23 protein-coding genes are annotated in these 24623 nt (G+C 54.7%); 19 read left to right on the top strand and 4 right to left on the bottom strand.

Going from position 1 to position 24623, the window contains the following annotated elements:
- The first annotated feature begins 5 nt into the window (after positions 1 to 5).
- The 9 genes from flgD (at position 6) to flgL (ending at position 9067) form a co-directional block, all read left to right on the top strand.
- Positions 6 to 695: a flagellar hook assembly protein FlgD gene (gene flgD, locus ACSZPU_RS05375; RefSeq protein ID WP_498996260.1), complete on the top strand. Its 690-nt coding sequence runs from the start codon at positions 6 to 8 to the stop codon at positions 693 to 695.
- 26 nt (positions 696 to 721) lie between these two features.
- The gene (gene flgE, locus ACSZPU_RS05370) at positions 722 to 1993 is read left to right on the top strand and encodes a flagellar hook protein FlgE (RefSeq protein ID WP_498996258.1); all 1272 of its coding nucleotides are present in this window, start codon (positions 722 to 724) and stop codon (positions 1991 to 1993) included.
- 20 nt (positions 1994 to 2013) lie between these two features.
- On the top strand, positions 2014 to 2769 hold the full coding sequence (locus tag ACSZPU_RS05365) for a flagellar basal body rod protein FlgF (protein WP_498996257.1): 756 nt from the start codon (positions 2014 to 2016) through the stop codon (positions 2767 to 2769).
- A gap of 15 nt (positions 2770 to 2784) precedes the next feature.
- Positions 2785 to 3567 carry a flagellar basal-body rod protein FlgG gene (flgG, locus tag ACSZPU_RS05360; RefSeq protein ID WP_498996254.1) on the top strand — a complete coding sequence of 261 codons (783 nt, stop codon included), beginning with the start codon at positions 2785 to 2787 and terminating at the stop codon, positions 3565 to 3567.
- Positions 3568 to 3624: 57 nt separating this feature from the next.
- Positions 3625 to 4323: a flagellar basal body L-ring protein FlgH gene (locus ACSZPU_RS05355; RefSeq protein ID WP_498996251.1), complete on the top strand. Its 699-nt coding sequence runs from the start codon at positions 3625 to 3627 to the stop codon at positions 4321 to 4323.
- Positions 4324 to 4335: 12 nt separating this feature from the next.
- Positions 4336 to 5430 (top strand): flagellar basal body P-ring protein FlgI, encoded by a 1095-nt coding sequence (locus tag ACSZPU_RS05350; RefSeq protein WP_498996249.1) that lies wholly within the window; start codon positions 4336 to 4338, stop codon positions 5428 to 5430.
- On the top strand, positions 5430 to 6386 hold the full coding sequence (gene flgJ, locus ACSZPU_RS05345; protein WP_498996248.1) for a flagellar assembly peptidoglycan hydrolase FlgJ: 957 nt from the start codon (positions 5430 to 5432) through the stop codon (positions 6384 to 6386). Before ACSZPU_RS05350 ends, flgJ begins: the two co-directional genes overlap by 1 nt.
- Positions 6387 to 6461: 75 nt before the next feature.
- Positions 6462 to 8102: a flagellar hook-associated protein FlgK gene (gene flgK, locus ACSZPU_RS05340; protein ID WP_498996246.1), complete on the top strand. Its 1641-nt coding sequence runs from the start codon at positions 6462 to 6464 to the stop codon at positions 8100 to 8102.
- 14 nt (positions 8103 to 8116) lie between these two features.
- Positions 8117 to 9067: a flagellar hook-associated protein FlgL gene (gene flgL, locus ACSZPU_RS05335; RefSeq protein WP_498996244.1), complete on the top strand. Its 951-nt coding sequence runs from the start codon at positions 8117 to 8119 to the stop codon at positions 9065 to 9067.
- Between the two features lie 75 nt (positions 9068 to 9142).
- On the opposite strand, the gene ACSZPU_RS05330 is transcribed toward flgL, so the two are convergent.
- The gene (locus tag ACSZPU_RS05330) at positions 9143 to 10357 is read right to left on the bottom strand and encodes an MFS transporter (protein ID WP_498996241.1); all 1215 of its coding nucleotides are present in this window, start codon (positions 10355 to 10357) and stop codon (positions 9143 to 9145) included.
- A 121-nt stretch (positions 10358 to 10478) separates the two neighbouring features.
- Here ACSZPU_RS05330 and ACSZPU_RS05325 point away from each other — a divergent pair, with 121 nt between their 5' ends.
- Complete coding sequence (locus ACSZPU_RS05325) at positions 10479 to 11417, top strand: LysR family transcriptional regulator (protein ID WP_498996239.1); 939 nt, start codon at positions 10479 to 10481, stop codon at positions 11415 to 11417.
- Positions 11418 to 11457: 40 nt separating this feature from the next.
- On the opposite strand, the gene rne is transcribed toward ACSZPU_RS05325, so the two are convergent.
- A complete protein-coding gene (gene rne, locus ACSZPU_RS05320) occupies positions 11458 to 14688 on the bottom strand; it encodes a ribonuclease E (protein WP_498996237.1) in 3231 nt (1076 codons plus the stop codon).
- 572 nt (positions 14689 to 15260) lie between these two features.
- On the opposite strand from rne, the gene rluC reads away from it, so the two are divergent.
- On the top strand, positions 15261 to 16217 hold the full coding sequence (rluC, locus tag ACSZPU_RS05315) for a 23S rRNA pseudouridine(955/2504/2580) synthase RluC (protein WP_498996234.1): 957 nt from the start codon (positions 15261 to 15263) through the stop codon (positions 16215 to 16217).
- A 34-nt stretch (positions 16218 to 16251) separates the two neighbouring features.
- Here the strand turns inward: rluC and ACSZPU_RS05310 are convergent, their stop codons facing one another.
- Together ACSZPU_RS05310 and ACSZPU_RS05305 are read right to left on the bottom strand one after the other, a co-directional pair.
- Positions 16252 to 17499, bottom strand: coding sequence for an MFS transporter (locus ACSZPU_RS05310; protein WP_498996233.1), 1248 nt, complete (start codon positions 17497 to 17499; stop codon positions 16252 to 16254).
- A 39-nt stretch (positions 17500 to 17538) separates the two neighbouring features.
- Positions 17539 to 18123 (bottom strand): Maf family protein, encoded by a 585-nt coding sequence (locus ACSZPU_RS05305; protein WP_498996232.1) that lies wholly within the window; start codon positions 18121 to 18123, stop codon positions 17539 to 17541.
- Between the two features lie 141 nt (positions 18124 to 18264).
- Between ACSZPU_RS05305 and yceD the strand changes: the two genes are divergently transcribed.
- The 8 genes from yceD (at position 18265) to fabF (ending at position 24485) form a co-directional block, all read left to right on the top strand.
- Complete coding sequence (yceD, locus tag ACSZPU_RS05300) at positions 18265 to 18786, top strand: 23S rRNA accumulation protein YceD (protein ID WP_498996231.1); 522 nt, start codon at positions 18265 to 18267, stop codon at positions 18784 to 18786.
- Positions 18787 to 18837: 51 nt separating this feature from the next.
- Positions 18838 to 19011, top strand: coding sequence for a 50S ribosomal protein L32 (gene rpmF, locus ACSZPU_RS05295; protein ID WP_003857964.1), 174 nt, complete (start codon positions 18838 to 18840; stop codon positions 19009 to 19011).
- A gap of 64 nt (positions 19012 to 19075) precedes the next feature.
- A complete protein-coding gene (gene plsX / locus ACSZPU_RS05290; RefSeq protein WP_498996229.1) occupies positions 19076 to 20110 on the top strand; it encodes a phosphate acyltransferase PlsX in 1035 nt (344 codons plus the stop codon).
- A gap of 6 nt (positions 20111 to 20116) precedes the next feature.
- Positions 20117 to 21070, top strand: coding sequence for a beta-ketoacyl-ACP synthase III (locus tag ACSZPU_RS05285; protein WP_498996228.1), 954 nt, complete (start codon positions 20117 to 20119; stop codon positions 21068 to 21070).
- Between the two features lie 16 nt (positions 21071 to 21086).
- Positions 21087 to 22016 carry an ACP S-malonyltransferase gene (fabD, locus tag ACSZPU_RS05280; RefSeq protein WP_498996225.1) on the top strand — a complete coding sequence of 310 codons (930 nt, stop codon included), beginning with the start codon at positions 21087 to 21089 and terminating at the stop codon, positions 22014 to 22016.
- Between the two features lie 12 nt (positions 22017 to 22028).
- Positions 22029 to 22763: a 3-oxoacyl-ACP reductase FabG gene (gene fabG, locus ACSZPU_RS05275; RefSeq protein ID WP_498996223.1), complete on the top strand. Its 735-nt coding sequence runs from the start codon at positions 22029 to 22031 to the stop codon at positions 22761 to 22763.
- A gap of 154 nt (positions 22764 to 22917) precedes the next feature.
- Positions 22918 to 23154 carry an acyl carrier protein gene (acpP, locus tag ACSZPU_RS05270; protein WP_000103754.1) on the top strand — a complete coding sequence of 79 codons (237 nt, stop codon included), beginning with the start codon at positions 22918 to 22920 and terminating at the stop codon, positions 23152 to 23154.
- Positions 23155 to 23243: 89 nt separating this feature from the next.
- Positions 23244 to 24485, top strand: a complete 1242-nt coding sequence (fabF, locus tag ACSZPU_RS05265; protein ID WP_498996203.1) for a beta-ketoacyl-ACP synthase II — start codon at positions 23244 to 23246, stop codon at positions 24483 to 24485.
- Positions 24486 to 24623 lie beyond the last annotated feature (138 nt).

The following is a 24623-nucleotide window of genomic DNA, read 5'->3' as shown; positions in this document are numbered from 1 at the left end:
CTTGAATGTCTATCGCCGTAAATGTGAACGACACAACTAGTAGTAGCAGTGTCAGCTCCACCAGCAGCAGTAGCAGCTCCTCTTCGCTGACGACGAGTAGCGCGTCAGACTTACAGAGCAGCTTTCTGACCCTGCTGGTTGCACAGTTAAAAAACCAGGACCCGACCAATCCAATGGAAAACAACGAACTGACCACGCAGCTTGCGCAGATCAGTACAGTGAGCGGGATTGAAAAACTGAACACCACGCTGGGATCGATCTCCGGGCAGATCGACAGCAGTCAGGCGCTGCAGGCCAGCAATCTGGTGGGTCATGGTGTGATGATTGAAGGCACAACGGTTCTGGCAGGCAGTTCAACCACCACTCCGTTTGGTGTTGAACTGACCCAGGCGGCGGATAAAGTGACCGCCACCATTACCAACAAAGACGGTACGGTCGTACAGACGCTTGATCTGGGCTCACTGAGCGCAGGCGTTCATACCTTCAGTTGGGATGGCAAGTCGTCGGACGGCACTGCCGTTACTGACGGTTCTTACAAAGTGTCTATCGCCGCCAGCTCAGGCACAACACAACTGGTTGCTCAGCCGCTGCAGTACGCCCTGGTTCAGGGTGTGACGCTGTCGGATTCCGGCAACAAGTTAGATTTAGGTACCTACGGCACCACTACGCTCGACGAAGTTCGGCAGATTATTTAAGCCTTAACACTTATCAGGAGTAAGTCATGGCCTTTTCACAAGCGGTCAGCGGTTTGAATGCTGCGGCCACCAACCTCGATCTTATTGGTAACAACATCGCCAACTCCGCTACGTATGGCTTTAAATCCAGTACTGCGTCCTTCGCCGATATGTTTGCGGGGTCTAAAGTGGGTCTGGGCGTTAAAGTTGCGGGTGTGACCCAGGACTTTAACGACGGTACCACCACCAGTACCGGTCGTGGCCTGGACGTGGCGATTAGCCAGAATGGTTTCTTCCGTCTCGTTGATAGCACCGGTTCTGTTTATTACAGCCGTAACGGCCAGTTCACTCTCGACGCTGACCGTAATCTGGTCAACATGCAGGGTCTGCAGGTCACCGGTTATCCGGCAACGGGTACGCCGCCGACCATTCAGACGGGTGCGAACCCAACGGCGATCACCATCCCGAATACCCTGATGGCGGCGCAAACCACCACCACCGCAACGATGCCGGTTAACCTGAACTCGTCTTCCTCGGTTCCGACCGTGACAACGTTCGACTCAACTAATGCCGACAGCTACAACCTGAAAGGGCCGATCACCGTTTATGACAGCCAGGGTAACGCCCATGACATGAACGTGTATTACGTTAAATCATCGGACGCCGACAATACATGGGATGTTTATACCCAGGATTCCAGCGTATCAGGCTCAGCAGCAGTTAAGGCTGCGAGAATGGTGTTTGATGCAAACGGTAATCTGAGTACGGTGAGCAACTACACTCTGGATACCACCACCGGTGATTACACTTTGTCGACAACACCGAATGCGACCCCGGCTATCAGTGTCACTACCGGTACAGTGAACGGTGCTACCCCAGCAACGTTCTCACTGAGTTTCCAGAACTCCATGCAGCAGAACACCACCAGCGCCATTGTTTCCACCACGCAGAACGGTTACAAGCCGGGCTCGATGGTCAGCTACACCATTAACGATGACGGCACGGTAGTGGGTTCGTATTCCAACGAACAGACCCAGGTGCTGGGGCAAATCGTGCTGGCAAACTTTGCCAACAACGAAGGCCTGAAATCTGAGGGTGATAACGTGTGGTCCGCCACTAACGCATCCGGCGTTGCTCTGCTGGGTACAGCGGGTACAGGCAACTTCGGTACGCTGACCAACGGTGCGCTGGAAGCTTCTAACGTGGATCTGAGTAAAGAACTGGTCAATATGATCGTCGCGCAGCGTAACTATCAGTCGAACGCGCAGACCATCAAAACCCAGGATCAGATCCTTAACACGCTGGTTAACCTGCGTTAATCGTCTGACGGGATGGTCTAATGGATCACGCAATATACACCGCGATGGGTGCGGCAAGTCAGACGCTAAACCAGCAGTCTGTCACAGCCAGCAACCTGGCCAACGCTTCAACCCCGGGCTTCCGTGCGCAGCTTAGTGCACTGCGCGCTGTACCGGTTGAAGGGTTGTCGGTGCCGACCCGTACGCTGGTCGCTGAGACCACACCTGGCGCCGATATGACGCCAGGCGATTTGAACTTCACGTCACGCCCGCTGGATGTTGCTCTGCAACAGGACGGCTGGCTGGCAGTGCAGAGCGCGGATGGCTCCGAAGGGTATACCCGTAGCGGTAATATCCAGGTGACGCCGACCGGACAGTTGACCATTCAGGGGCATCCGGTGATGGGTGAGAACGGGCCGCTTGCGGTGCCGGAAGGTTCTCAGGTCACCATTGCGGCGGACGGGACGATTTCTGCCCTGACCGCAGGCGATCCACCGAACACGGTCTCACCGGTTGGCAAACTGAAACTGGTGAAAGCGACTGGCAGTGAAGTGGTGCGTGGCGACGACGGTCTTTTCCGCGTCAGTCAAAGTGCACAAGCCACCCGTGGCCAGACGTTACAACCGGATGCGACCATTCGCGTCATGTCAGGTGTGCTGGAAGGCAGTAACGTTAAACCTATGGCGGCAATGGCCGATATGATCGCCAGCGCCCGCCGCTTTGAAATGCAGATGAAGGTTATTAGCAACGTTGATGAGAACGCTCAGCGTGCTAACCAGTTACTGTCAATGAGCTAATAAACAGGATTTCCTATGATAGGTTCATTATGGATCGCTAAAACCGGCCTCGACGCCCAGCAAACCAATATGGACGTTATCGCCAACAACCTGGCGAACGTCAGCACCAACGGTTTCAAGCGTCAGCGCGCGGTATTTGAAGACTTGCTTTACCAAACTATTCGTCAGCCTGGTGCGCAGTCTTCTGAACAGACAACGCTGCCTTCCGGTTTGCAGCTCGGTACCGGTGTTCGTCCGGTGGCCACCGAGCGTCTGCACAGCCAGGGCAACCTGTCTCAGACTAACAACAGTAAAGATGTGGCTATTAAAGGCGAAGGGTTCTTCCAGGTCCTGTTGCCGGATGGCACCTCTGCCTATACCCGTGATGGCTCCTTCCAGGTTGACCAGAACGGTCAGCTGGTCACGTCGGGTGGCTTCCAGGTCCAGCCTGCTATCACCATTCCGGCGAACACCCTGAGCATCACCATTGGTCGTGACGGTGTGGTTAGCGCGACGCAGCAGGGTGCGACAGCCCCTGTGCAGGTCGGGCAGCTTAACCTGACAACCTTTATGAATGACACCGGTCTGGAAAGCATCGGTGAAAACCTGTACGTCGAAACCCAGTCTTCCGGTACGCCGAATACCACGACGCCGGGGCTGAACGGGGCAGGTCTGCTGTATCAGGGGTATGTGGAAACCTCGAACGTAAACGTGGCGGAAGAACTGGTGAACATGATCCAGGTTCAGCGCGCTTATGAAATTAACAGCAAAGCGGTATCGACCACCGATCAGATGCTGCAGAAACTGTCGCAACTCTAAGGCGTTATCCGGTGCGGCGCAGGCTGCACCGGAACCCTGATTTCGAAGATGAATGTAATGCAAAAAAACGCCGCGGGCCGCTACCCCCTGTTAGCTTTACTGGCACTGATGCTGAATGGATGTGCATGGGTTCCCTCAACACCGCTGGTGCAGGGCGCAACGACCGCTCAACCGATGCCGGGACCTGTTCCGGTTGTCAATGGCTCTATTTACCAGACTGCGCAGCCAATCAACTATGGCTACCAGCCGCTGTTTGAAGACCGTCGCCCGCGTAACGTCGGGGATACATTGACGCTGGTGCTGCAAGAAAACGTGAGCGCCAGTAAGAGTTCATCGGCGAATGCCAGTCGCGATGGCAAAAGCAGCTTCTCAATGGATACTACGCCACGCTATCTGGAAGGCCTGTTCGGCAACTCGCGTGCAGACCTGACGAGCGAAGGCAGCAACTCGTTTACGGGTAAAGGCGGCGCCAACGCCAGCAACACATTTAGCGGCACTCTGACCGTGACGGTCGACCAGGTGCTGATCAACGGCAATTTACATGTAGTGGGTGAAAAACAGATCGCCATCAACCAGGGCACTGAATTTATCCGCTTCTCGGGTGTAGTGAACCCGCGCACCATCAGCGGCAGCAATACCGTTCCGTCCACACAGGTGGCGGACGCGCGCATCGAGTACGTCGGCAACGGCTACATCAACGAAGCGCAGAATATGGGCTGGCTGCAGCGTTTCTTCCTTAACTTATCGCCGATGTAACCGGGGTGAATTATGTTTAGATTTCTGGCTGGAATTGCGTTAGTGCTGGTGGCGTCCGTCGCCCAGGCCGACCGCATCCGGGACCTCACCAGTGTACAGGGCGTACGTGAAAACTCCTTAATTGGCTACGGCTTAGTGGTCGGCCTTGACGGAACGGGTGACCAGACCACCCAGACGCCATTCACTACTCAGAGCCTGAACAACATGCTGTCGCAGATGGGGATTACCGTCCCGACAGGCACCAACATGCAGCTTAAAAACGTTGCGGCGGTGATGGTGACTGCCCAGCTTCCTGCGTTTGGCCGTCAGGGGCAGACTATCGATGTGGTGGTCTCCTCCATGGGTAACGCCAAAAGCCTGCGCGGCGGTACGCTGCTGATGACCCCGCTGAAAGGGGTTGATAGCCAGGTGTATGCGCTGGCGCAGGGTAACATTCTGGTCGGTGGCGCAGGCGCAGCAGCCGGTGGCAGCAGCGTGGCGGTTAACCAGCTCAACGGCGGCCGTATTACCGGCGGTGCGGTGATTGAACGCGAACTGGCTTCCCAATTCGGCAATGGCAACACCATCAACCTGCAACTGAACCAGGACGATTTCACGATGGCTCAGCAGATTGCTGACACCATCAACCGTCGTGGTATGGGCGGCGCAACCGCGCTGGATGCCCGTACCGTCCAGATCCGTGTGCCACAAGGCGGCAGTTCTCAGGTGCGCATGCTGGCAGATATCCAGAATCTGGAAGTGGGTGTCGCGCCGCAGGATGCCAAAATCATTATCAACTCGCGTACCGGGTCTGTCGTGATGAACCGCGAAGTGACGTTGGATAACTGTGCCGTGGCGCAGGGTAATCTCTCGGTGACGGTTAACCAATCGGCCAACGTCAGCCAGCCGAACACGCCGTTTGGCGGTGGACAGACGGTGGTGACACCGCAGACGCAGATTGACCTTCGCCAGAGTGGCGGTTCTCTGCAGAGCATTCGCTCCAGCGCCAACCTGAATAGCGTGGTGCGAGCACTGAACGCACTGGGGGCAACCCCGATTGATCTGATGTCTATTCTGCAGTCCATGCAGAGTGCAGGCTGCCTGCGGGCTAAGCTGGAGATCATCTAATGCTGAATGACAGCCGCTTGATGGCGAGCGCGGCATGGGACGCGCAATCGCTCAACGATCTGAAAACCAAAGCCGGACAGGACCCGCAGACCAACCTGCGGCCCGTTGCGCGCCAGGTCGAAGGCATGTTCGTGCAAATGATGCTGAAAAGCATGCGCGAAGCCCTGCCGAAAGACGGCATTTTCAGCAGCGATTCCACGCGGATGTACACCAGCTTATATGACCAACAGATTGCCCAGCAGATGACATCAGGCAAGGGGCTGGGTCTGGCCGATATGATGGTTAAGCAGATGTCTGCCGGCCAGGAGCCGGTGGCCCCTGGCGACCAGATGCAGCAGGTGCCGATGAAGTTTGACCTCGAAACCATCAACGCCTACCAGAGCCAGGCAATCACGCAAATGGTGCGTAAAGCCATGCCGAAAGCGCCAGAAAATGATGATGAGCCGATGAGCGGGGACAGCAAAGATTTCCTTGCTCAGCTCTCTCTGCCCGCACGTCTTGCCAGTGAGCAAAGCGGGGTGCCGCACCACCTGATCCTGGCGCAGGCTGCGCTGGAATCAGGCTGGGGTCAGCGACAAATTCCCCGTGAAAACGGTGCGCCGAGCTTTAACATCTTTGGTGTGAAGGCAACGTCCAGCTGGAAGGGGCCAACCACCGAGATCACCACAACCGAATATGAAAATGGCGAGGCCAAAAAGGTCAAAGCCAAATTCCGCGTTTACAGCTCGTATCTGGAAGCACTCTCTGATTACGTCAGCATGCTTTCCAACAACCCACGTTATGCGGCAGTGACGACGGCGGCGACGCCGGAACAGGGGGCACAGGCCTTGCAGAATGCGGGTTACGCGACCGATCCGAAATATGCGCAGAAGCTGACTAACATGATTCAGCAGCTTAAGTCGATGGGCGAGAAGGTCAGCAAAGCCTACAGCAATGATATTGAAAATCTGTTCTGAAACCACTCAAGTTCAGCTCAGGGTTGCCGATAATCGTTAGCAGGACTTATGTCTCAAAGTTTATAAGGAACCTCAATGGCCAACTTGATTAATACCGCGATGAGTGGGCTCAGCGCAGCCCAGGCGGCGCTGAATACCACCAGTAATAACATTTCAAGTTATAACGTGACGGGTTATACCCGCCAGACGACAGTCCTGACTGCGGCTAACAGTACGCTGGGGGCAGGTGGTTGGGTTGGCAACGGTGCGTTTGTCTCTGGTGTGCAGCGTGAATATGATTCGTTTATTACGAACCAGTTACGTTCTGCCAGCACCCAGAGCAGCAGCCTGACGACGCGTTACAATCAAATGTCAAAGATCGATGACATGCTATCGGGTTCAACCAATACGTTGGCCACGTCACTGCAAGATTTCTTCTCCAGCATGCAAACGCTGGTGAGTAACGCCGAAGATTCCTCATCACGTCAGAGCGTGCTGGGCAAAGCTGACGCCCTGGTTAACCAGTTCAAAGTGGCTGACCAGTACCTGCGAGATCAGGACAAACAGATCAATACCTCGATCTCATCAAGCGTCGATCAGATTAATAACTACACCAAACAAATTGCGAATCTGAACGACCAGATTTCACGCCTGACGGCAGTGGGCGGCGGCGCATCGCCGAACGACCTGCTGGATCAGCGTGACCAGCTGGTGAGCGAGCTGAACGATATCGTGGGTGTGGATGTCAGCGTTCAGGACAACAGCACCTATAACATCACCATGGCAAATGGCTACACGCTGGTGCAGGGCAGTACTGCTCGTCAACTGGCGGCGGTGGCATCCAGTGATGATCCTACCCGTACGACGGTTGCCTATGTCGACCCGACCGCTGGCAATATCGAAATTCCGGAAAAATTGCTGACTACCGGTTCACTGGGCGGAGTGTTGACCTTCCGCTCTCAGGATCTGGATAAGACGCGTAACACGCTGGGCCAGCTGGCGCTTTCCTTTGCTGATGCGTTCAACACGCAGCACAAAGAAGGTTATGACGCCGATGGCGACCAGGGGACCGACTTCTTCACGATCGGTTCGCCTTCTACCCTGAGCAATGCGAAAAACACCGGTACCGGAGCGCTGACGGCGAGCGTAAGCGACAGTACCCAGGTACAGGCGACGGATTATAAGCTGGTTAAAACCGATTCCGGCTGGAATGTAACCCGCCTGGCGGACAATACGGCGTTTGCCGTTACCCCGGATTCCAGCGGTAATCTGACCTTTGACGGACTGACCATCAGTGTCTCTGGCACCGCGAACAAAAACGACAGCTTCACCGTCAAACCAGTGGCGAATGCTATTGCCAATATGAGCGTGGCCATCACCGATGAGTCCAAAATCGCCATGGCGTCCAGCGCGACATCCGGTGAAAGCGACAACACCAACGGTCAGGCGTTGTTGGATCTGCAAAACAGCAAAGTGGTTAGCGGGTCTAAAACCTTTAACGATGCCTACGCGTCGCTGATCAGCTATGTCGGTACTACCACGTCTACGCTGAAAACCAGCAGTACGACACAAGCCAACGTGGTTACACAGCTCTCTGACCAGCAGCAATCGATCTCTGGCGTCAACCTTGACGAAGAGTACGGTAACCTGCAGCGTTACCAGCAGTATTATCTCGCAAACGCGCAGGTGTTGCAGACGGCAAACACACTGTTCGACGCGTTACTGAACATACGCTAAGTAAGGGGTAAGAGATGCGTATTAGTACTCAGATGATGTATGAACAAAACATGCGCGGTATTACCAATTCACAGAGTAAGTGGATGGAATACGGTTTGCAGATGTCGACAGGCCAGCGTGTGAATAAGCCGTCTGACGATCCGATCGCGGCCTCTCAGGCTGTGGTGGTCTCCCAGGCGCAGCAGCAGAATACGCAGTATCAGACCGCGCGTACTTTCGCTACCCAGAAAGTCTCGCTGGAAGAGAGCGTGCTCCAGCAGGTGACTGCGGCGATTACCTCGGCGCATACCTCCGTGGTTGCTGCCGCTAACGGTACATTGAGTGACGATGACCGTGCGTCAATGGCAACAGAACTGCAGGGCGTTCGCGACCAGCTCTTGAACCTGGCAAACAGCACCGACGGTAATGGTCGCTATATTTTTGCTGGCTATAAAACCAGCACTGCGCCGTTTGATTCAACCGGTACGTACAACGGTGGCGACACGGCGATCACTCAGCAGGTGGATACATCCCGTAGCATGGTGATTGCGCACACCGGTGACCAGGTGTTTAACAGTATTACCAGCAACGCTGAGGCTGAGCCCGACGGCACACCTTCACAAACTAACGTCTTCACGATGCTGGATGACGCGATTGCAGCACTGGAAGTGCCTGTTTCAGGTGATGAAGCCGCACAGGCGACATCTCAGGCTGCTCTTGATAAGGCCAACCGTGGCCTGACGAACTCACTGAATAACGTATCGACCGTTCGTGCGCAGCTGGGTACACAGCTACAGGAATTGACCAATCTGGATTCGCTGGGTGATGACCGTTCGCTTTCTCTGACAACCCAGATGAGCGATCTCGTTGACGTAGACTGGAACTCGGTAATTTCGTCTTACACCATGCAGCAGACGGCATTACAGGCATCCTATAAAGCATTTAGCGACATGCAGGGCATGTCGCTGTTCCAGCTCAATAGGTAATCTTTGCTTTAGAACATGTCTGGAAACTGGAACATGTTCTGTGTGCCCGCACCGGATCCCGGCGCGGGCCTTTTTTTATCCAATATCTCGTGATACGACAGCGAGACAACGGTTATCCAGCAGACGAATGACCAGAGCAACGGCCCCCGCCAGTGTTGCCAGTGCCACCACGCCAGGCCATGCGGCGAGGGTGTAGACCTTACTGCCCAGTGCAGAACCCAGCGCCATCCCAATAAACACCACCGTAAAGAGCAGGGCGTTCAGGCGACCACGTGCCTGTGGCTCCAGGCCATACACCAGATTCTGGTGTGCCACGAGACTGGACTGCAATCCAAGGTCAAACCCAATGGCCGACAGGGCAATCAATACCAGCTGACCATGAGGTGGTAACATCGGCAGGGCGAACATCAGGGCGAAGGAGAAAGTGACCAGCGCTGCACCCAGTTGGGTGACTTTTTCGGCGCCGACTTTGTCCGCCAGTCCCCCGGCTAATGGGGCCGCCAGTGCGCCTGCCGCGCCCGCAATACCAAACATACCCGCGGCTGCGCTTCCGAGTTGATATTTTTCCAGCAGCATGACGGCAAGCGTTGACCAGAAAGCGCTAAACGCGATGGATAAAAAGCCCTGCGCAAACGCAGCACGGCGTAGGGCAGGGTAACGCTGCCAAAGGTGCGCCATCGTTTTCATTAGTGCCGGATAACTCAGCGTTGAATGCGTGACGAAACGCGGCAGCACAAACCACATCAGAACACCGATAAAGGCAATGCTCACGGCGGCAAGCTGGAACATGATGCGCCAGCCAAATGCCGCGCCGACAACGCCACTCACGGTTCGAGAAAGCAAAATGCCTAACAGTAAACCGGTCATCACCGTCCCGACGGTTTTTCCCTGCTTACCCGCGGGGGCGAGGATGGCGGCTGCGGGGACGATATCCTGTGCCATGGTGGCAGCCATCCCTATCAACAGACTGACCATCAATAAGCCAGGTAGTTGCGTCGTCAGGCTACAGGCCAGCAGCAGTACGGCCAGCGCGGCGCTTTTACCGAGGATAAGGCGGCGGCGATCGTAGCGATCACCCAGCGGCAGTAAAAACAGGATGCCGAGCGCGTAGCCTGCCTGTGTTAACGTCGGGACCAGCCCCATGCCGTTAACGGTTAAATGCAGGTCGCTGCCCATCAGTGGTAACAGGGGTTGTGCATAATAAATCGCAGCGACGCTAAAACCTGCCCCCAGCGCCAGCGCAAAGATAATCCACTGCGCCGGGTTTATAGATTGAGAATGACGGTTCATCACTTTTCCTCAAAAACATATTCATTGTTGGTGTGAATGCATTTTTTACGAAACCGGGGATGACGCGGTAGCCAGCGGGGTGGTAAAACGGTTATACGTGAAACGTATAGTGAGAATTTAAATGCAGCGTGCAGAACGTATAGATCGCGTTGACCTGATGCGCACACTGGTGCGCATTGTTGAGGCGGGGTCTCTCTCGGCCGCGGCGCGCCAGCTCAATACCACCCAGGCGACAGTCAGCCGCCGCCTGCAGTCGCTGGAAACGATGCTTGGGGTAAAGCTGGTACTGCGTACCACGCATGCGATGAAGCTGACCGATGACGGTGAGCGCTGTTATCAGCATGCCCGCAGGGTGATTGATGCCTGGCTTGCGCTGGAAGACGAACTGAGTCAGACGGACGATGAGCCGGTCGGGGTGCTGCGCGTGCGGGCACCCCATGCCTTCGGGCAGGAGCAGTTGCTGGCACCGCTGACGCGCTTTCTGGAGCGCTATCCGCAGCTTTCAGTGGAATGGATGCTCAACGATAAGACCGTCAATTTTCTCAGCGATAACATCGACTGTGCGATTCGCGTGGGGGCAGAGGTTGACCCGGTGACGGTATCCGTCCTGCTTGCCGAAGTCCCGCGCAGCATTGTCGCCTCCCCGGCGCTGCTGGCGCGTTTTTCGGAAATCAGCGCGCCACTGCATCTCGGTGCACTGCCGTGGATTGCGCTCAGCACCTTTTATCAGCATGACATTGCCTTAACGCACACACTGAGCGGGGAAACGGAGCAGGTGGCGATTGCACCCAGACTGTATACCGATAGTTTGTACGTGGCGCGCAATACGGCGTTGACCGGACTCGGTGTGGCGGTGGTCTCAAGCTGGACGGTAGAAGAGGACATTGCACAGGGCAGACTGGTTGCCTTATTGCCTGAGTGGCAGGTTCCGCCGTTACCCGTGCATCTGGTCTACCCCTGGGCGCGTTATTATCCAGCCCGTCTACGGATGTTTTTACAGTTGATGCGTGAGGTGATGCCGGGGTTAAGCGGGATGCGACAGCCAGGACGCAAGGCATAAAAAAAGCCGACCCGGAGGTCGGCTTTTATCAGCAGAATACTTATTCTACTGCATGCGGGCGTGTTGCTGGTGCCGTTGCGGTATGCGTGGCGCTGTGACCACCCGCAGAGCCTTTACCGTCGAAGTTGAACTCCGGACGGATCCAGTCACTGTGACGCGGCGCTTCCGGCACATACGCAGGCGCAGGTGCTTTGGTCATCGGCGCGGTAGCGTGGTTTACTTCGCTGGCCACAGATGATGCCGGCTCAACCACAGCCGCCGCCGGAGCAACGACTTCAACAGCCGGTGCGACAGGTTCAACAACCGGGGCTACCGGGGCAGCTTCTGGCTGTGCTTCCACAGCGGCAAAAGGTTCCTGTGGCTGCTCAGCAACAGGGGCTTCCTGTTCAACGTCAACCGGCGCAACGACGGCAGGTTCAGCAGCTTGCGCCACTTCTTCCGCAACCGGACGATCTTCTTCTGCAATCAGTTCTGGCTGTGCATCAACCGGGGCTTCGATCGCCTCCGGATGGGTGGTTTCAATCACGACAGGCTCTGGCTCAATGACCGGTGCCTGCGGTGCCACTTCAACCACCTCTTCGGCCGGTGCCTGAGGCTCTGCCACGACAGGCTGTTGTTCTTCCTGAGCGGTTGCAGCAATCAGTTCGGCTTCGGCAATTGCAGGTGCAACATCGGTAGTGATGGCATCGTTTTGCTGTTCAACCACCGGTGCTTCCAGCACTTCGTCCTGAGGACGAGCAACCGGATAACGAACCCACACTTTACCCGACGCCATTTCCGGAGATGCGCAGGCAATGGCCAGCGGCATTGCGGACTGGGTCGGATAACGCTCATCGCGGTAACGACGACGGCGCTGACCGCTGACGCGCAGATGACGCGGCGAACGACGAGAGCGACGCGGCATACCTGCGGTATCACGGCCTTCTGCGGATTCTTCTGGTTCTGCGGTGTTCTCGACAACTGCCGGCAAGTCCAGTTTCGCCAGCTCAGTACGCTGGGCCGGGGACTCCGTGGTTTGCGGTGCTACTGCAACAGCCTCTTCGCTTGCACTTGCCTGAGTGTCCCCAACACGGATTTTCTGGCTCAACTGACGCTGCTTACGACGCGGCATCACCTGAACGCGTTCTTCTTGTTCGGTTTCTTGCTCTGGCTGCTCTTCACGATCCTGGACTTTCGCGTCCTGCTGTACCTGGCGTTTTTCGTCGTTATTACGACGACGGTTGCGCTCACGGCGAGAAGGTTGCTGTTCGTCACGCTGTTTGGTTTTTTCGGTCTCTTCCGCGGTCACCTGTGCTGGCTGACGAGCTTCACGCGTTTCGGCATTCTGCTGCGGCTTCTCACGGCGATTACGGCGGTTTTCATCGCGGTTGTTCTCACGACCTTCACCACCTTCTGCACGCGGCTCACGACGTTCGTTGCGATCGCGACGGTTGCCCTGACGCGGTTTGCGACGATCCTGCTGGCGCTCTTGTTTCTCTTCTTTCTTCTCTTCCTGAACGTCGGCTGGCGCGGCAGCTTCGCTACCTGCAAACAGATTTTTCAGCGCGGAGAGGAAACGGCTCAGCAGGCCCGGTGCAGCAGGCGCGGCAACAGCAGGTGTGCTGCTGACAGACGGCTGCGGCTTAGCCACAGGGGCTTCCGGTACGGCAGGCGCAGGCGGAACGTCCGGCATGGCGAAGGTTGCCAGTGCAGGCTGTTCAGGACGTTTACGTTCAGCCGGTTCTTCGTCAGAAGGCAGTGCCATCTCTTCTTCATGCAGCTTCGGCAGCAGGTAGCTGAGAGTTTGAGTCTCTTCACCTTTACGCACGCGCAGCACGGAGTAGTGTGGGGTTTCCATCTGGTCATTCGGCACAACGATAACGCGTACGCCGCCCTGACGGGTTTCGATAGCGCTGATGGCCGCACGTTTTTCGTTCAGCAGGTAAGAGGCAACCTGAACCGGAACGATAGCGTGGACTTCCTGGGTGTTCTCTTTCAGCGCTTCTTCTTCAATCAGACGCAGAATAGAAAGTGACAGGGATTCGTTGTCACGAATAGTCCCGGTACCGCTACAACGCGGGCACACGTGGTGGCTGGACTCGCCGAGAGACGGGCTCAGGCGCTGGCGGGACATCTCCAGCAGGCCGAAGCGAGAAATATGGCTGATTTGAATACGCGCGCGGTCCTGGCGGACGGCTTCACGCAGACGGTTTTCCACGGCGCGCTGGTGGCGAACCGGGGTCATATCGATAAAGTCGATAACGATCAGGCCACCAAGGTCACGCAGGCGCAGCTGACGAGCAATTTCGTCTGCCGCTTCCAGGTTGGTATTGAAGGCCGTTTCTTCTATATCACCACCGCGGGTTGCACGCGCGGAGTTGATGTCGATAGCGGTTAATGCTTCGGTGGAATCGATAACGATAGAACCACCGGACGGCAGGCGGACTTCCCGCTGGAAAGCGGATTCAATCTGCGACTCAATCTGGTAATGGCTGAACAGCGGGATTTCACCGGTGTACAGTTTAATTTTGCTGCTGAAATCCGGACGGCCCAGCGCAGAGATATGCTGACGAGCCAGCTCCAGCACTTTTGGGTTGTCGATGAGGATTTCGCCGATGTCCTGACGCAGGTAGTCACGGAAGGCACGAACGATAACGTTGCTTTCCTGGTGGATCAGGAACGGAGCAGGGCGGCTCTCAGAGGCTTTCTGGATGGCTTCCCAGTGTTTCAGGCGGAAGCTCAGATCCCACTGCAGCGCTTCGGCGGATTTGCCAACGCCTGCCGTACGCACAATCAGCCCCATGCCGTCTGGCAGTTGCAGGCTGGAGAGCGCTTCTTTTAATTCGGTACGGTCATCGCCTTCGATGCGACGAGAAATACCACCCGCACGCGGGTTATTTGGCATCAGTACCAGATAGCTGCCAGCCAGACTGATAAAGGTGGTCAGCGCAGCGCCTTTGTTGCCGCGTTCTTCTTTATCAATCTGGACGATAACTTCCTGACCTTCGCGCAGCACATCTTTGATGTTCGGACGGCCATGGGAGTTGTAATTGGCAGGGAAATATTCGCGGGCAATTTCTTTAAGGGGGAGGAAACCGTGACGTTCAGCGCCGTAATCAACGAAGGCGGCCTCAAGACTCGGTTCAATACGGGTGATTTTACCTTTGTAGATGTTCGCTTTTTTCTGCTCGTGTCCAGGACTTTCAATATCCAGATCGTACAGACGCTGCCCATCAACAAGGGCGACACGCAACTCTTCTTGCTGAGTTGCGTTGATTAACATTCTTTTCATCGTAACTTACTCATTATTCTTACATTGACGACTAAGCTGCGGGCATAGTGACGCCTTTCCGGGGGAGAACCGATGGCCTCGTGACTGTTCACGTCGCCAACCTCACGGTTGTCGCTCGCTTAAGAGGCGCAGTGTGTCGGTTACCTGTATTTCCTGTGGAAAACACAGCGCAATTATCTGGGGAACAGCCTGGGAAAAACTCTCCAGAGAAGATTCCATCTACCGGTAAGGACTGCAACCCGCAGCCCGCTAAGTGCCTGAAAGTCCAATACGTCTTACGCCATTGCTGCGTGTATGGTCGGACAGGCAAAACTGGTCATTCCGCACAATTGCTTGTTTTAACAAGATTCAACGCGGAAAACTGCAACATTATTCCTTGCGAACCCTGTTATAGCAAGCTGACTTTTACCTATTATCACCCGGTTACTCACAGTTTTTTCACTTTTGTCAGGTGATTGGTTTAATAACCACCAAAACGTCCGTGTCGAACGCAGTCACACAGGATCAAAAGTAAATATAAGCATATAAAAATGAGTGGCGCTAATCACCGACGCTATTTAGAATCGCCTCCCATGAAAACTGAGAACCCATCCGTAAAATTTGTTGTGATCGCTGATGATGAAGCGGGGCAACGTATCGATAATTTTTTGCGCACCCAGCTGAAAGGTGTGCCAAAAAGTATGATTTACCGCATAATCCGTAAGGGTGAGGTGCGGGTAAACAAAGGGCGCACCAAACCTGAATACAAACTCGAGGCGGGCGATGAAATTCGCATCCCGCCGGTGCGAGTATCTGAAAAAGAAGAAGAAGCTGTTTCACCGCATTTGCAGAAAGTGGCGGCGCTGAGCGACGTCATTCTTTATGAAGACGACCATATCCTGGTGCTGAATAAACCCTCTGGTACAGCGGTACACGGCGGCAGCGGTTTAAGCTTCGGCGTCATTGAAGGGTTGCGGGCGCTGCGTCCGGAAGCGCGTTTCCTGGAGCTGGTACACCGTCTGGACCGCGATACGTCCGGGGTGCTGCTGGTCGCCAAAAAGCGTTCCGCGCTGCGTTCGCTGCACGAGCAGCTGCGCGATAAAGGTATGCAGAAAGATTATCTGGCGCTGGTGCGCGGGCAGTGGCAGTACCATGTTAAAGTGGTACAGGCCCCGTTGCTGAAAAATATTCTGCAAAGCGGTGAGCGTATTGTTCGCGTGAACCAGGAGGGCAAGCCGTCGGAAACCCGTTTTAAAGTGGAAGAGCGTTATGACGTCGCCACTTTAATGCGCTGTAGCCCGGTGACGGGGCGTACACATCAGATCCGCGTTCACACCTTGCATGCGGGACATCCCATTGCCTTTGACGATCGCTACGGCGACCGTGAGTTTGATAAGCAGCTGGCAGGTACCGGGTTAACGCGCCTGTTCCTGCACGCCGCAGCGCTGAAATTTACCCACCCGAATACTGGCGAAACTATTCGTATCGAAGCACCGCTGGACGACCAGCTCAAGCGATGCCTGCAAGTGCTACGTAACCAGAAAGCGTAAAAAGGGCGGTCATGCATGGTGACCGCCTTTTCTTTTATTCAGTCGCGGGTTTGAGCGGTACCGCCGTGTTCTTTTCCTGGATAGGCAGATTGACCAGCGCGGCCAGTAAGGCGAGCGCGATATCGGCATACCACACCCAGTCGAGATTCCCTTCGTATTGCATTGCCAGCCCACCCAGCCATGCACCAAAAAACGCGCCTATCTGATGTGAGAATAAGGTAAAGCCAAACAGCGTTGCCAGATAACGGGTGCCAAACAGCTTACCAACAATACCAGCTGTGGGTGGCACGGTGGCAAGCCAGGTTAAGCCTATCGCACAGGCGAAGACATAAAATGCCAGCTCGGTTTTCGGCGACAGCAAAAAGGCAATAATCAGTACCGCCCTGGACGTATACAGAACGGCAAGTATGTATTTCATCGGGAATCGTTTACCAAGAAAACCCGCGAAAATACTGCCTGCAATATTGCAAAGGCCAATCAACGAAAGGCTAATGGCGGAGACAGACGCATCGTGTCCGCACAGACTGACTTCACTCGGCAAATGGGTAGTGAGAAAAGCCACGTGGAATCCACAGGTTAAAAAACCTGCATGCAGGAGCAAATAGCTGGGGGTGCGAAATGCTACGTGAATTTGCTGCTTAAGACCGGGAACGTCAGAAACGGCAGGGTGTGCCAGCGCGGGGGCCGGCTTCTCACTTTTCCGACACAGAAACCATGACGGAACAATGGTCGACAGCGCGGCGAGGGCAAGGAAAACAAGCCCGGAGGCGATACCGCGCAGGCTGACAATAAGTTGTACCAATGGCGCAAAGATAAACTGCCCGATAGAACCACCGGCGTTGATCATCCCGCTGGCAACGGAACCTTTATCAGTCGGCAATCTGCCCGCAACGATGCCGATCAACACGGAGAAACTGCCCGCGGCAGCGCCAGCCGGGCTTAACAGGCCCTGGGCGAGGGTCAGCGGTAAAAATGAGGACGCCCATAGCGTGCCAAGCTGCCCCAATGCAATCAGGACGGCACCAATCACCAGCACATTAAAGGCACCGCGCTTATCCGCCCAGGCACCAAACAGCGGCTGAAACGCGCCCCACATCAACTGGCCTATTGCCAGCGCCATGCTGACTTCGGCAATACTCATCGTGGTGGAGTGGACGATAGGGTGGACAAATAGCCCCACCGTCTGCCTGATCCCCATGGTTATCATTAAAATCAGGCTGGCCAGCGCGATCAGCGACCACAGACCCGCCGACGGCTGTTGAGATACGGAACGTTTCTCCACCGGGTTTCCTTAAAAGATGTCAGTGCGTTGTGGTATTTATTAGCATGAGAGTGGGTTACAGCCTTCCCGACGCAGCATCTGGCACAGCGCAATCAGCGGCAGGCCAACCAGCGTATTTGGGTCGCGGCCTTCGAGGCGGTCAAACAGCGCGATCCCCAGTCCTTCACTTTTAAAACTGCCCGCACAGTGCAGCGGATTTTCTTTACGCACGTAATCGTCTATTTCCTGCGCGCTTAAGTGGCGAAAATGCACATCGAAAGGTTCGCACTCGGTTTGCAAATGACCGGTTGCGGAATTAAACAGCGCCAGACCGGTATAAAAAGTGACGATATTCCCGCTAGCTTTGGTTAATTGGCGGCGGGCATTTTCTTCGGTCAGCGGTTTGCCGGTAATTTCGCCTTCCAGCATGCACACTTGATCAGAACCAATAATCAGGTGCTGCGGGAAGCGTTGGGCCAGTGATTGCGCTTTCTCTTGTGCTAGCCGCAGCACCAGATGGCGCGGGGATTCACCGGGTTGCGGGTTTTCATCGGTCAGCGGCGCGGCGCATTCAAACGCTACTCCGAGCTTCTCTAACAGCGCGCGTCGCCAGGGGGAGGTCGATGCAAGAATAATATCTGACATATTTTTTTCACCAAATATGGCTTAACCATGACAGGCATTTTAAACTGTAGGCCGCAATGTGTGCGAATTATTGGCAAAAGGCAACCTCAGGCTGCCTTTTTCTTTGACTCTATGACGTTACAAAGTTAATATGCGCGCCCTATGCAAAAGGTAAAATTACCCCTGACTCTCGATCCGGTTCGCACGGCTCAAAAACGCCTTGATTATGAGGGCATCTATCTGCCCGATCAGGTTGAGCGTGTCGTCGAATCTGTTGTCAGTGTGGACAGTGATGTGGAATGCTCCATCTCGTTCGCCATCGACAACCAACGCCTCGCGGTTATTACCGGTGATGCGAAGGTGACGGTGTCCCTCGAATGCCAGCGTTGCGGCAAGCCGTTTACCCATCAGGTTCACACAACATATTGTTTTAGTCCTGTCCGTTCAGACGAACAGGCTGAAGCACTGCCGGAAGCGTATGAACCGATTGAGGTTAACGACTTCGGTGAAATCGATCTGCTTGCAATGGTTGAAGATGAAATCATCCTCTCCTTGCCGGTAGTTCCGGTGCATGATTCTGAACACTGTGAAGTGTCCGAGGCGGACATGGTCTTTGGTGAACTGCCTGATGAAGCGCAAAAACCAAACCCATTTGCCGTATTAGCCAGCTTAAAGCGTAAGTAATAGGTTTTCCCCGCTCAAACGGGGGTAAATCGTAATTGAGGAGTAAGGTCCATGGCCGTACAACAGAATAAACCAACCCGTTCCAAACGTGGCATGCGTCGTTCTCATGACGCTCTGACCGCAGTCACCAGCCTGTCTGTAGACAAAACTTCTGGTGAGAAACACCTGCGTCACCACATCACTGCCGACGGTTTCTACCGTGGCCGTAAGGTAATCACTAAGTAATCACGCGTCAGCGTGATAAAACTTAGTGAGGATCTCCCCGCGTAAGCGGGGATTTACCGATACCTTGACTCGTCTAACCCTGGCGTTAGATGTCATGGGGGGTGATTTTGGCCCTTCCGTGACAGTGCCTGCAGCATTGCAGGCACTGGATTCTAATTCGCATCTTACTCTTCTTTTAGTCGGCGATCCCGACGCTATCACACCATTGCTCGCCAAAGCTGATTTTGAGCAACGCTCGCGCTTGCTTGTTATTCCGGCACAGTCAGTTATTGCCAGCGATGCACGCCCCTCGCAAGCGGTCCGCAATAGTCGCGGCAGTTCAATGCGGATGGCACTGGAGCTTGTAAAAGAAGGTCGCGCCGAGGCCTGCGTCAGCGCCGGAAATACCGGTGCGCTGATGGGACTGGCGAAGATGTTGCTCAAACCCCTTGAGGGGATTGAGCGTCCCGCGCTGATGACGGTGTTACCGCATCAACAGAAAGGAAAAACGGTGGTACTGGATTTAGGTGCCAACGTCGACTGCGATGGTAAGATGCTGGCGCAGTTTGCGGTAATGGGTGCGGTAATGGCTGAAGAAGTGCTGGGCGTTACAAATCCCCGCGTGGCGCTTCTGAATATTGGTGAAGAAGAGACCAAAGGCCATGATTACATCCGTGATGCCGCAGCAATTTTAAAATCGGTTCCAGCCATTAACTATATTGGTTACCTGGAAGCGAACGAATTACTCACTGGTAAAACGGACGTACTGGTTTGTGACGGTTTTACGGGAAACGTCACATTAAAAACGATGGAAGGTGTTGTCAGAGTGTTTCTTTCGCTGCTGAAATCACAGGGTGAAGGGAAAAAAAGGTCGTGGTGGCTGATTTTATTAAAGCATTGGTTACAAAAAAGCCTGAGCAGGCGATTCAGTCACCTCAACCCCGACCAGTATAATGGCGCCTGTCTGTTAGGATTGCGCGGCACGGTGATTAAGAGTCATGGTGCTGCCAATCAGCGAGCCTTCACCGTCGCGATTGAACAGGCAGTGCAGGCGGTGCAGCGGCAAGTTCCTCAGCGAATTGCCGCTCGCCTGGAATCTGTGTTACCGGAAAAAGACTGAGCGTACATGTATACGAAGATTATTGGTACCGGCAGCTATCTGCCTGAACAAGTGCGAACTAACGCCGATCTGGAAAAAATGGTGGATACGTCTGACGAGTGGATTGTCACCCGCACAGGTATTCGTGAACGCCGTATTGCTGCGCCGAACGAAACTGTCTCTACCATGGGGTTTGAAGCTGCAAAGCGCGCCCTGGAGATGGCAGGTATCAGCGCGGATGAGATTGGTCTGATTATTGTCGCTACCACCTCCGCAACGCATGCATTCCCAAGCGCCGCGTGCCAGGTGCAGAACATGCTGGGCGTGAAAGGCTGCCCGGCATTTGACGTTGCTGCTGCCTGCGCGGGTTTCACCTATGCGCTTAGCATCGCCGATCAATATGTAAAATCGGGTGCGGTGAAAAATGCGCTGGTGATTGGTTCTGACGTTCTGGCGCGCACCTGCAACCCGGAAGATCGCGGCACCATTATTATTTTTGGCGATGGTGCGGGCGCGGTTGTGCTCGGGGCATCCGAAGAGCCGGGTATCATTTCGACGCACCTGCATGCTGATGGTCGCTATGGCGAACTGTTAACGCTGCCGAATGCCGATCGTGTGAATCCGGACAACCCTATTTTCCTGACAATGGCAGGAAACGAAGTCTTTAAAGTGGCGGTGACTGAGCTTTCTCGCATCGTCGATGAAACCCTGGAAGCGAATAATTTGCAGCGCAGCGAGCTGAACTGGCTGGTGCCGCATCAGGCAAACCTGCGAATTATCAGCGCGACGGCAAAAAAACTGGGCATGTCGCTGGATAACGTCGTGGTAACGCTGGATCGTCACGGTAACACCTCTGCGGCATCGGTCCCTTGTGCGCTGGATGAAGCGGTTCGCGACGGGCGTATTCAGCGCGGTCAACTGATTCTGCTGGAAGCCTTTGGCGGTGGTTTCACCTGGGGTTCTGCGCTGGTTCGTTTCTAGTATTAAGGATAAAAACATGACGCAATTTGCATTTGTGTTCCCGGGACAGGGCTCTCAGACCGTGGGTATGCTGGCTGATATGGCTGCAAGTCACCCGGTTATTGAAGAGACATTCCGTGAAGCCTCTGCAGCACTGGGCTACGATCTGTGGGCACTTGTTCAACAAGGGCCGGCAGAGGAACTGAATAAAACCTGGCAGACGCAACCTGCACTGCTGACGGCTTCCGTCGCGTTATGGCGTGCATGGCAGCAGCAGGGCGGTAAAACGCCTGCGCTGATGGCCGGTCACAGCCTGGGCGAATACTCTGCGCTGGTTTGTGCGGGCGTTATCCCGTTTGCGGACGCCGTGCGTCTGGTCGAGCTGCGCGGTAAGTTCATGCAAGAAGCCGTACCGGAAGGTACGGGCGGCATGTCTGCCATTATCGGTCTGGATGATGCTTCCATTGCCAAAGCCTGTGAAGAGTCCGCACAAGGTCAGGTTGTTTCTCCGGTGAACTACAACTCGCCGGGCCAGGTGGTTATCGCGGGTCATAAAGAAGCAGTTGATCGTGCCGGTGCTGCCTGTAAAGCTGCTGGCGCGAAACGCGCGCTGCCGCTGCCGGTGAGCGTGCCGTCTCACTGCGCGTTGATGAAACCTGCTGCAGATAAACTGGCAGTGGAGTTGGAAAAAATTACGTTCAGTGCACCGCAGGTTCCGGTTGTTAACAACGTTGATGTGAAATGCGAGACCTCGCCAGAAGCGATCCGTCACGCGCTGGTACGTCAACTGTACAGCCCGGTGCAATGGACCAAAAGCGTTGAATTTATGGCATCACAGGGCGTTGAGCACCTGTATGAAGTTGGCCCGGGCAAAGTCCTTACCGGTCTGACAAAACGTATTGTTGACACCCTGACAGCGTCTGCGCTTAATGAGCCGGCCGCAGTGTCAGAGGCACTTGCGCAATAAAAGAGGAAAACCATGAGTTTTGAAGGAAAAGTCGCGCTGGTTACTGGCGCGAGCCGTGGCATTGGCCGCGCAATCGCAGAAACCCTTGTTGCTCGTGGCGCGAAGGTAATCGGTACAGCAACCAGCGAAAATGGCGCTCAGGCTATTAGCGATTATTTAGGTGCGAATGGTAAAGGTCTGATGTTGAATGTGACCGATCCTGCATCTATTGAATCTGTGCTGGAAAACATTCGTACCGAGTTTGGCGAAGTGGATATCCTGGTCAATAATGCCGGTATCACTCGCGATAACCTGTTAATGCGTATGAAAGATGACGAGTGGAACGATATTATCGAAACCAACCTGTCATCTGTTTTCCGTCTGTCAAAAGCGGTGATGCGCGCTATGATGAAAAAGCGTCATGGTCGTATCATCACTATCGGTTCTGTGGTTGGTACCATGGGAAATGCTGGTCAGGCTAACTACGCTGCGGCGAAGGCGGGTCTGATCGGTTTCAGTAAATCGCTGGCGCGAGAAATCGCATCACGCGGGATTACTGTGAACGTTGTTGCTCCGGGCTTTATTGAAACGGACATGACGCGTGCGCTGACCGAAGATCAGCGTGCGGGTATTCTGGCGCAAGTTCCAGCGGGTCGCCTTGGCGGTGCTCAGGAAATCGCCAGTGCGGTTGCATTTTTAGCCTCTGACGAAGCGGGTTACATCACTGGTGAGACCCTGCACGTCAATGGCGGAATGTATATGGTTTAACCACGATTAAAATTATTTGCGTTATTAGGGTGAAAGGCCTCAAAATAGCGTAAAATCGTGGTACGAACTGCCGGGATTTAGTTGCAAATTTTTCAACATTTTATACACTACGAAAACCATCGCGAAAGCGAGTTTTGATAGGAAATTTAAGAGTATGAGCACTATCGAAGAACGCGTTAAGAAAATTATCGGCGAACAGCTGGGCGTTAAGCAGGAAGAAGTTACCAACAATGCTTCCTTCGTTGAAGACCTGGGCGCTGATTCTCTTGACACCGTTGAGCTGGTAATGGCTCTGGAAGAAGAGTTTGATACTGAGATTCCGGACGAAGAAGCTGAGAAAATCACCACCGTTCAGGCTGCCATTGATTACATCAACGGTCACCAGGCGTAAGTGAACATCTCCAGGCGGTCATTCGACCGCCTGAGTTTTATCTTTTATCCCCCGAATCTTAATCTTTTTTCCCTCCCTGGAGGACAACCGTGTCTAAGCGTCGTGTAGTTGTGACCGGACTTGGCATGTTGTCTCCTGTCGGCAATACCGTAGAGTCTACCTGGAAAGCTCTCCTTGCCGGTCAGAGTGGCATCAGCCTGATCGACCATTTCGATACTAGCGCCTATGCAACGAAATTTGCTGGCTTAGTAAAGGATTTTAACTGTGACGACATTATCTCGCGCAAAGAACAGCGCAAGATGGATGCCTTCATTCAATATGGAATTGTCGCTGGCGTTCAGGCCATGCAGGATTCTGGCCTTGAAGTGACGGAAGAGAATGCGACCCGCATCGGTGCTGCTATTGGTTCCGGTATTGGCGGTCTCGGTCTGATTGAGGAAAACCACAGTTCTTTAGTGAACGGTGGCCCGCGTAAAATCAGCCCGTTCTTTGTTCCTTCAACGATTGTTAATATGGTGGCCGGTCACCTGACCATCATGTTCGGCCTTCGCGGCCCAAGTATTTCGATTGCCACGGCGTGTACGTCTGGTGTGCACAATATCGGCCATGCTGCGCGTATGATCGCGTATGGCGATGCTGATGCAATGCTGGCCGGCGGCGCAGAAAAAGCCAGTACCCCGCTGGGTGTCGGTGGCTTTGGTGCGGCACGTGCGCTTTCAACGCGGAACGATAATCCTCAGGCAGCAAGCCGCCCGTGGGACCAGGACCGTGATGGTTTTGTTCTGGGCGACGGCGCAGGCATTATCATGCTTGAAGAGTATGAGCATGCGAAAAAACGCGGCGCGAAAATTTATGCGGAAATCGTTGGTTTCGGCATGAGCAGCGACGCTTATCACATGACCTCTCCGCCGGAAAACGGTGCGGGTGCTGCTGACGCGATGGTCAATGCCATCCGTGATGCAGGCCTTGAACCTGGCCAGATCGGCTATGTTAACGCCCACGGGACCTCAACCCCGGCAGGCGACAAGGCCGAAGCACAGGCGGTAAAATCCGTGTTTGGTGATGCAGCAAGCCGTATTATGGTCAGTTCCACCAAATCCATGACCGGTCACCTGCTGGGTGCTGCGGGTGCGGTAGAGTCTATTTACTCTATCCTTGCACTGCGCGACCAGGCCGTGCCGCCGACCATCAACCTGGATAATCCTTCTGAGGGTTGTGACCTGGATTTCGTCCCGCACGAAGCCCGTCAGGTGAGTGGTCTGGAGTACACGTTGTGTAACTCCTTTGGCTTTGGTGGTACCAACGGCTCTCTGATCTTCAAAAAGGTCTGAGCGTAGCGCGGTTTGTTACCCACCATGCCTGTAAAAAGGTCCGCAATGCGGGCCTTTTTTATTGTGCACAGAAAACCCCCAGCTAGGCTGGGGGTTCCGGAAAGCTTTCAGCTTTAAGCCAGTTATCAAAACCCCTTT

The sequence above is a fragment of the Phytobacter sp. V69 genome (genome assembly GCF_965644215.1).
Taxonomy (GTDB): domain Bacteria; phylum Pseudomonadota; class Gammaproteobacteria; order Enterobacterales; family Enterobacteriaceae; genus Phytobacter.
This window is presented reverse-complemented; position numbering and strand designations above follow the sequence as displayed.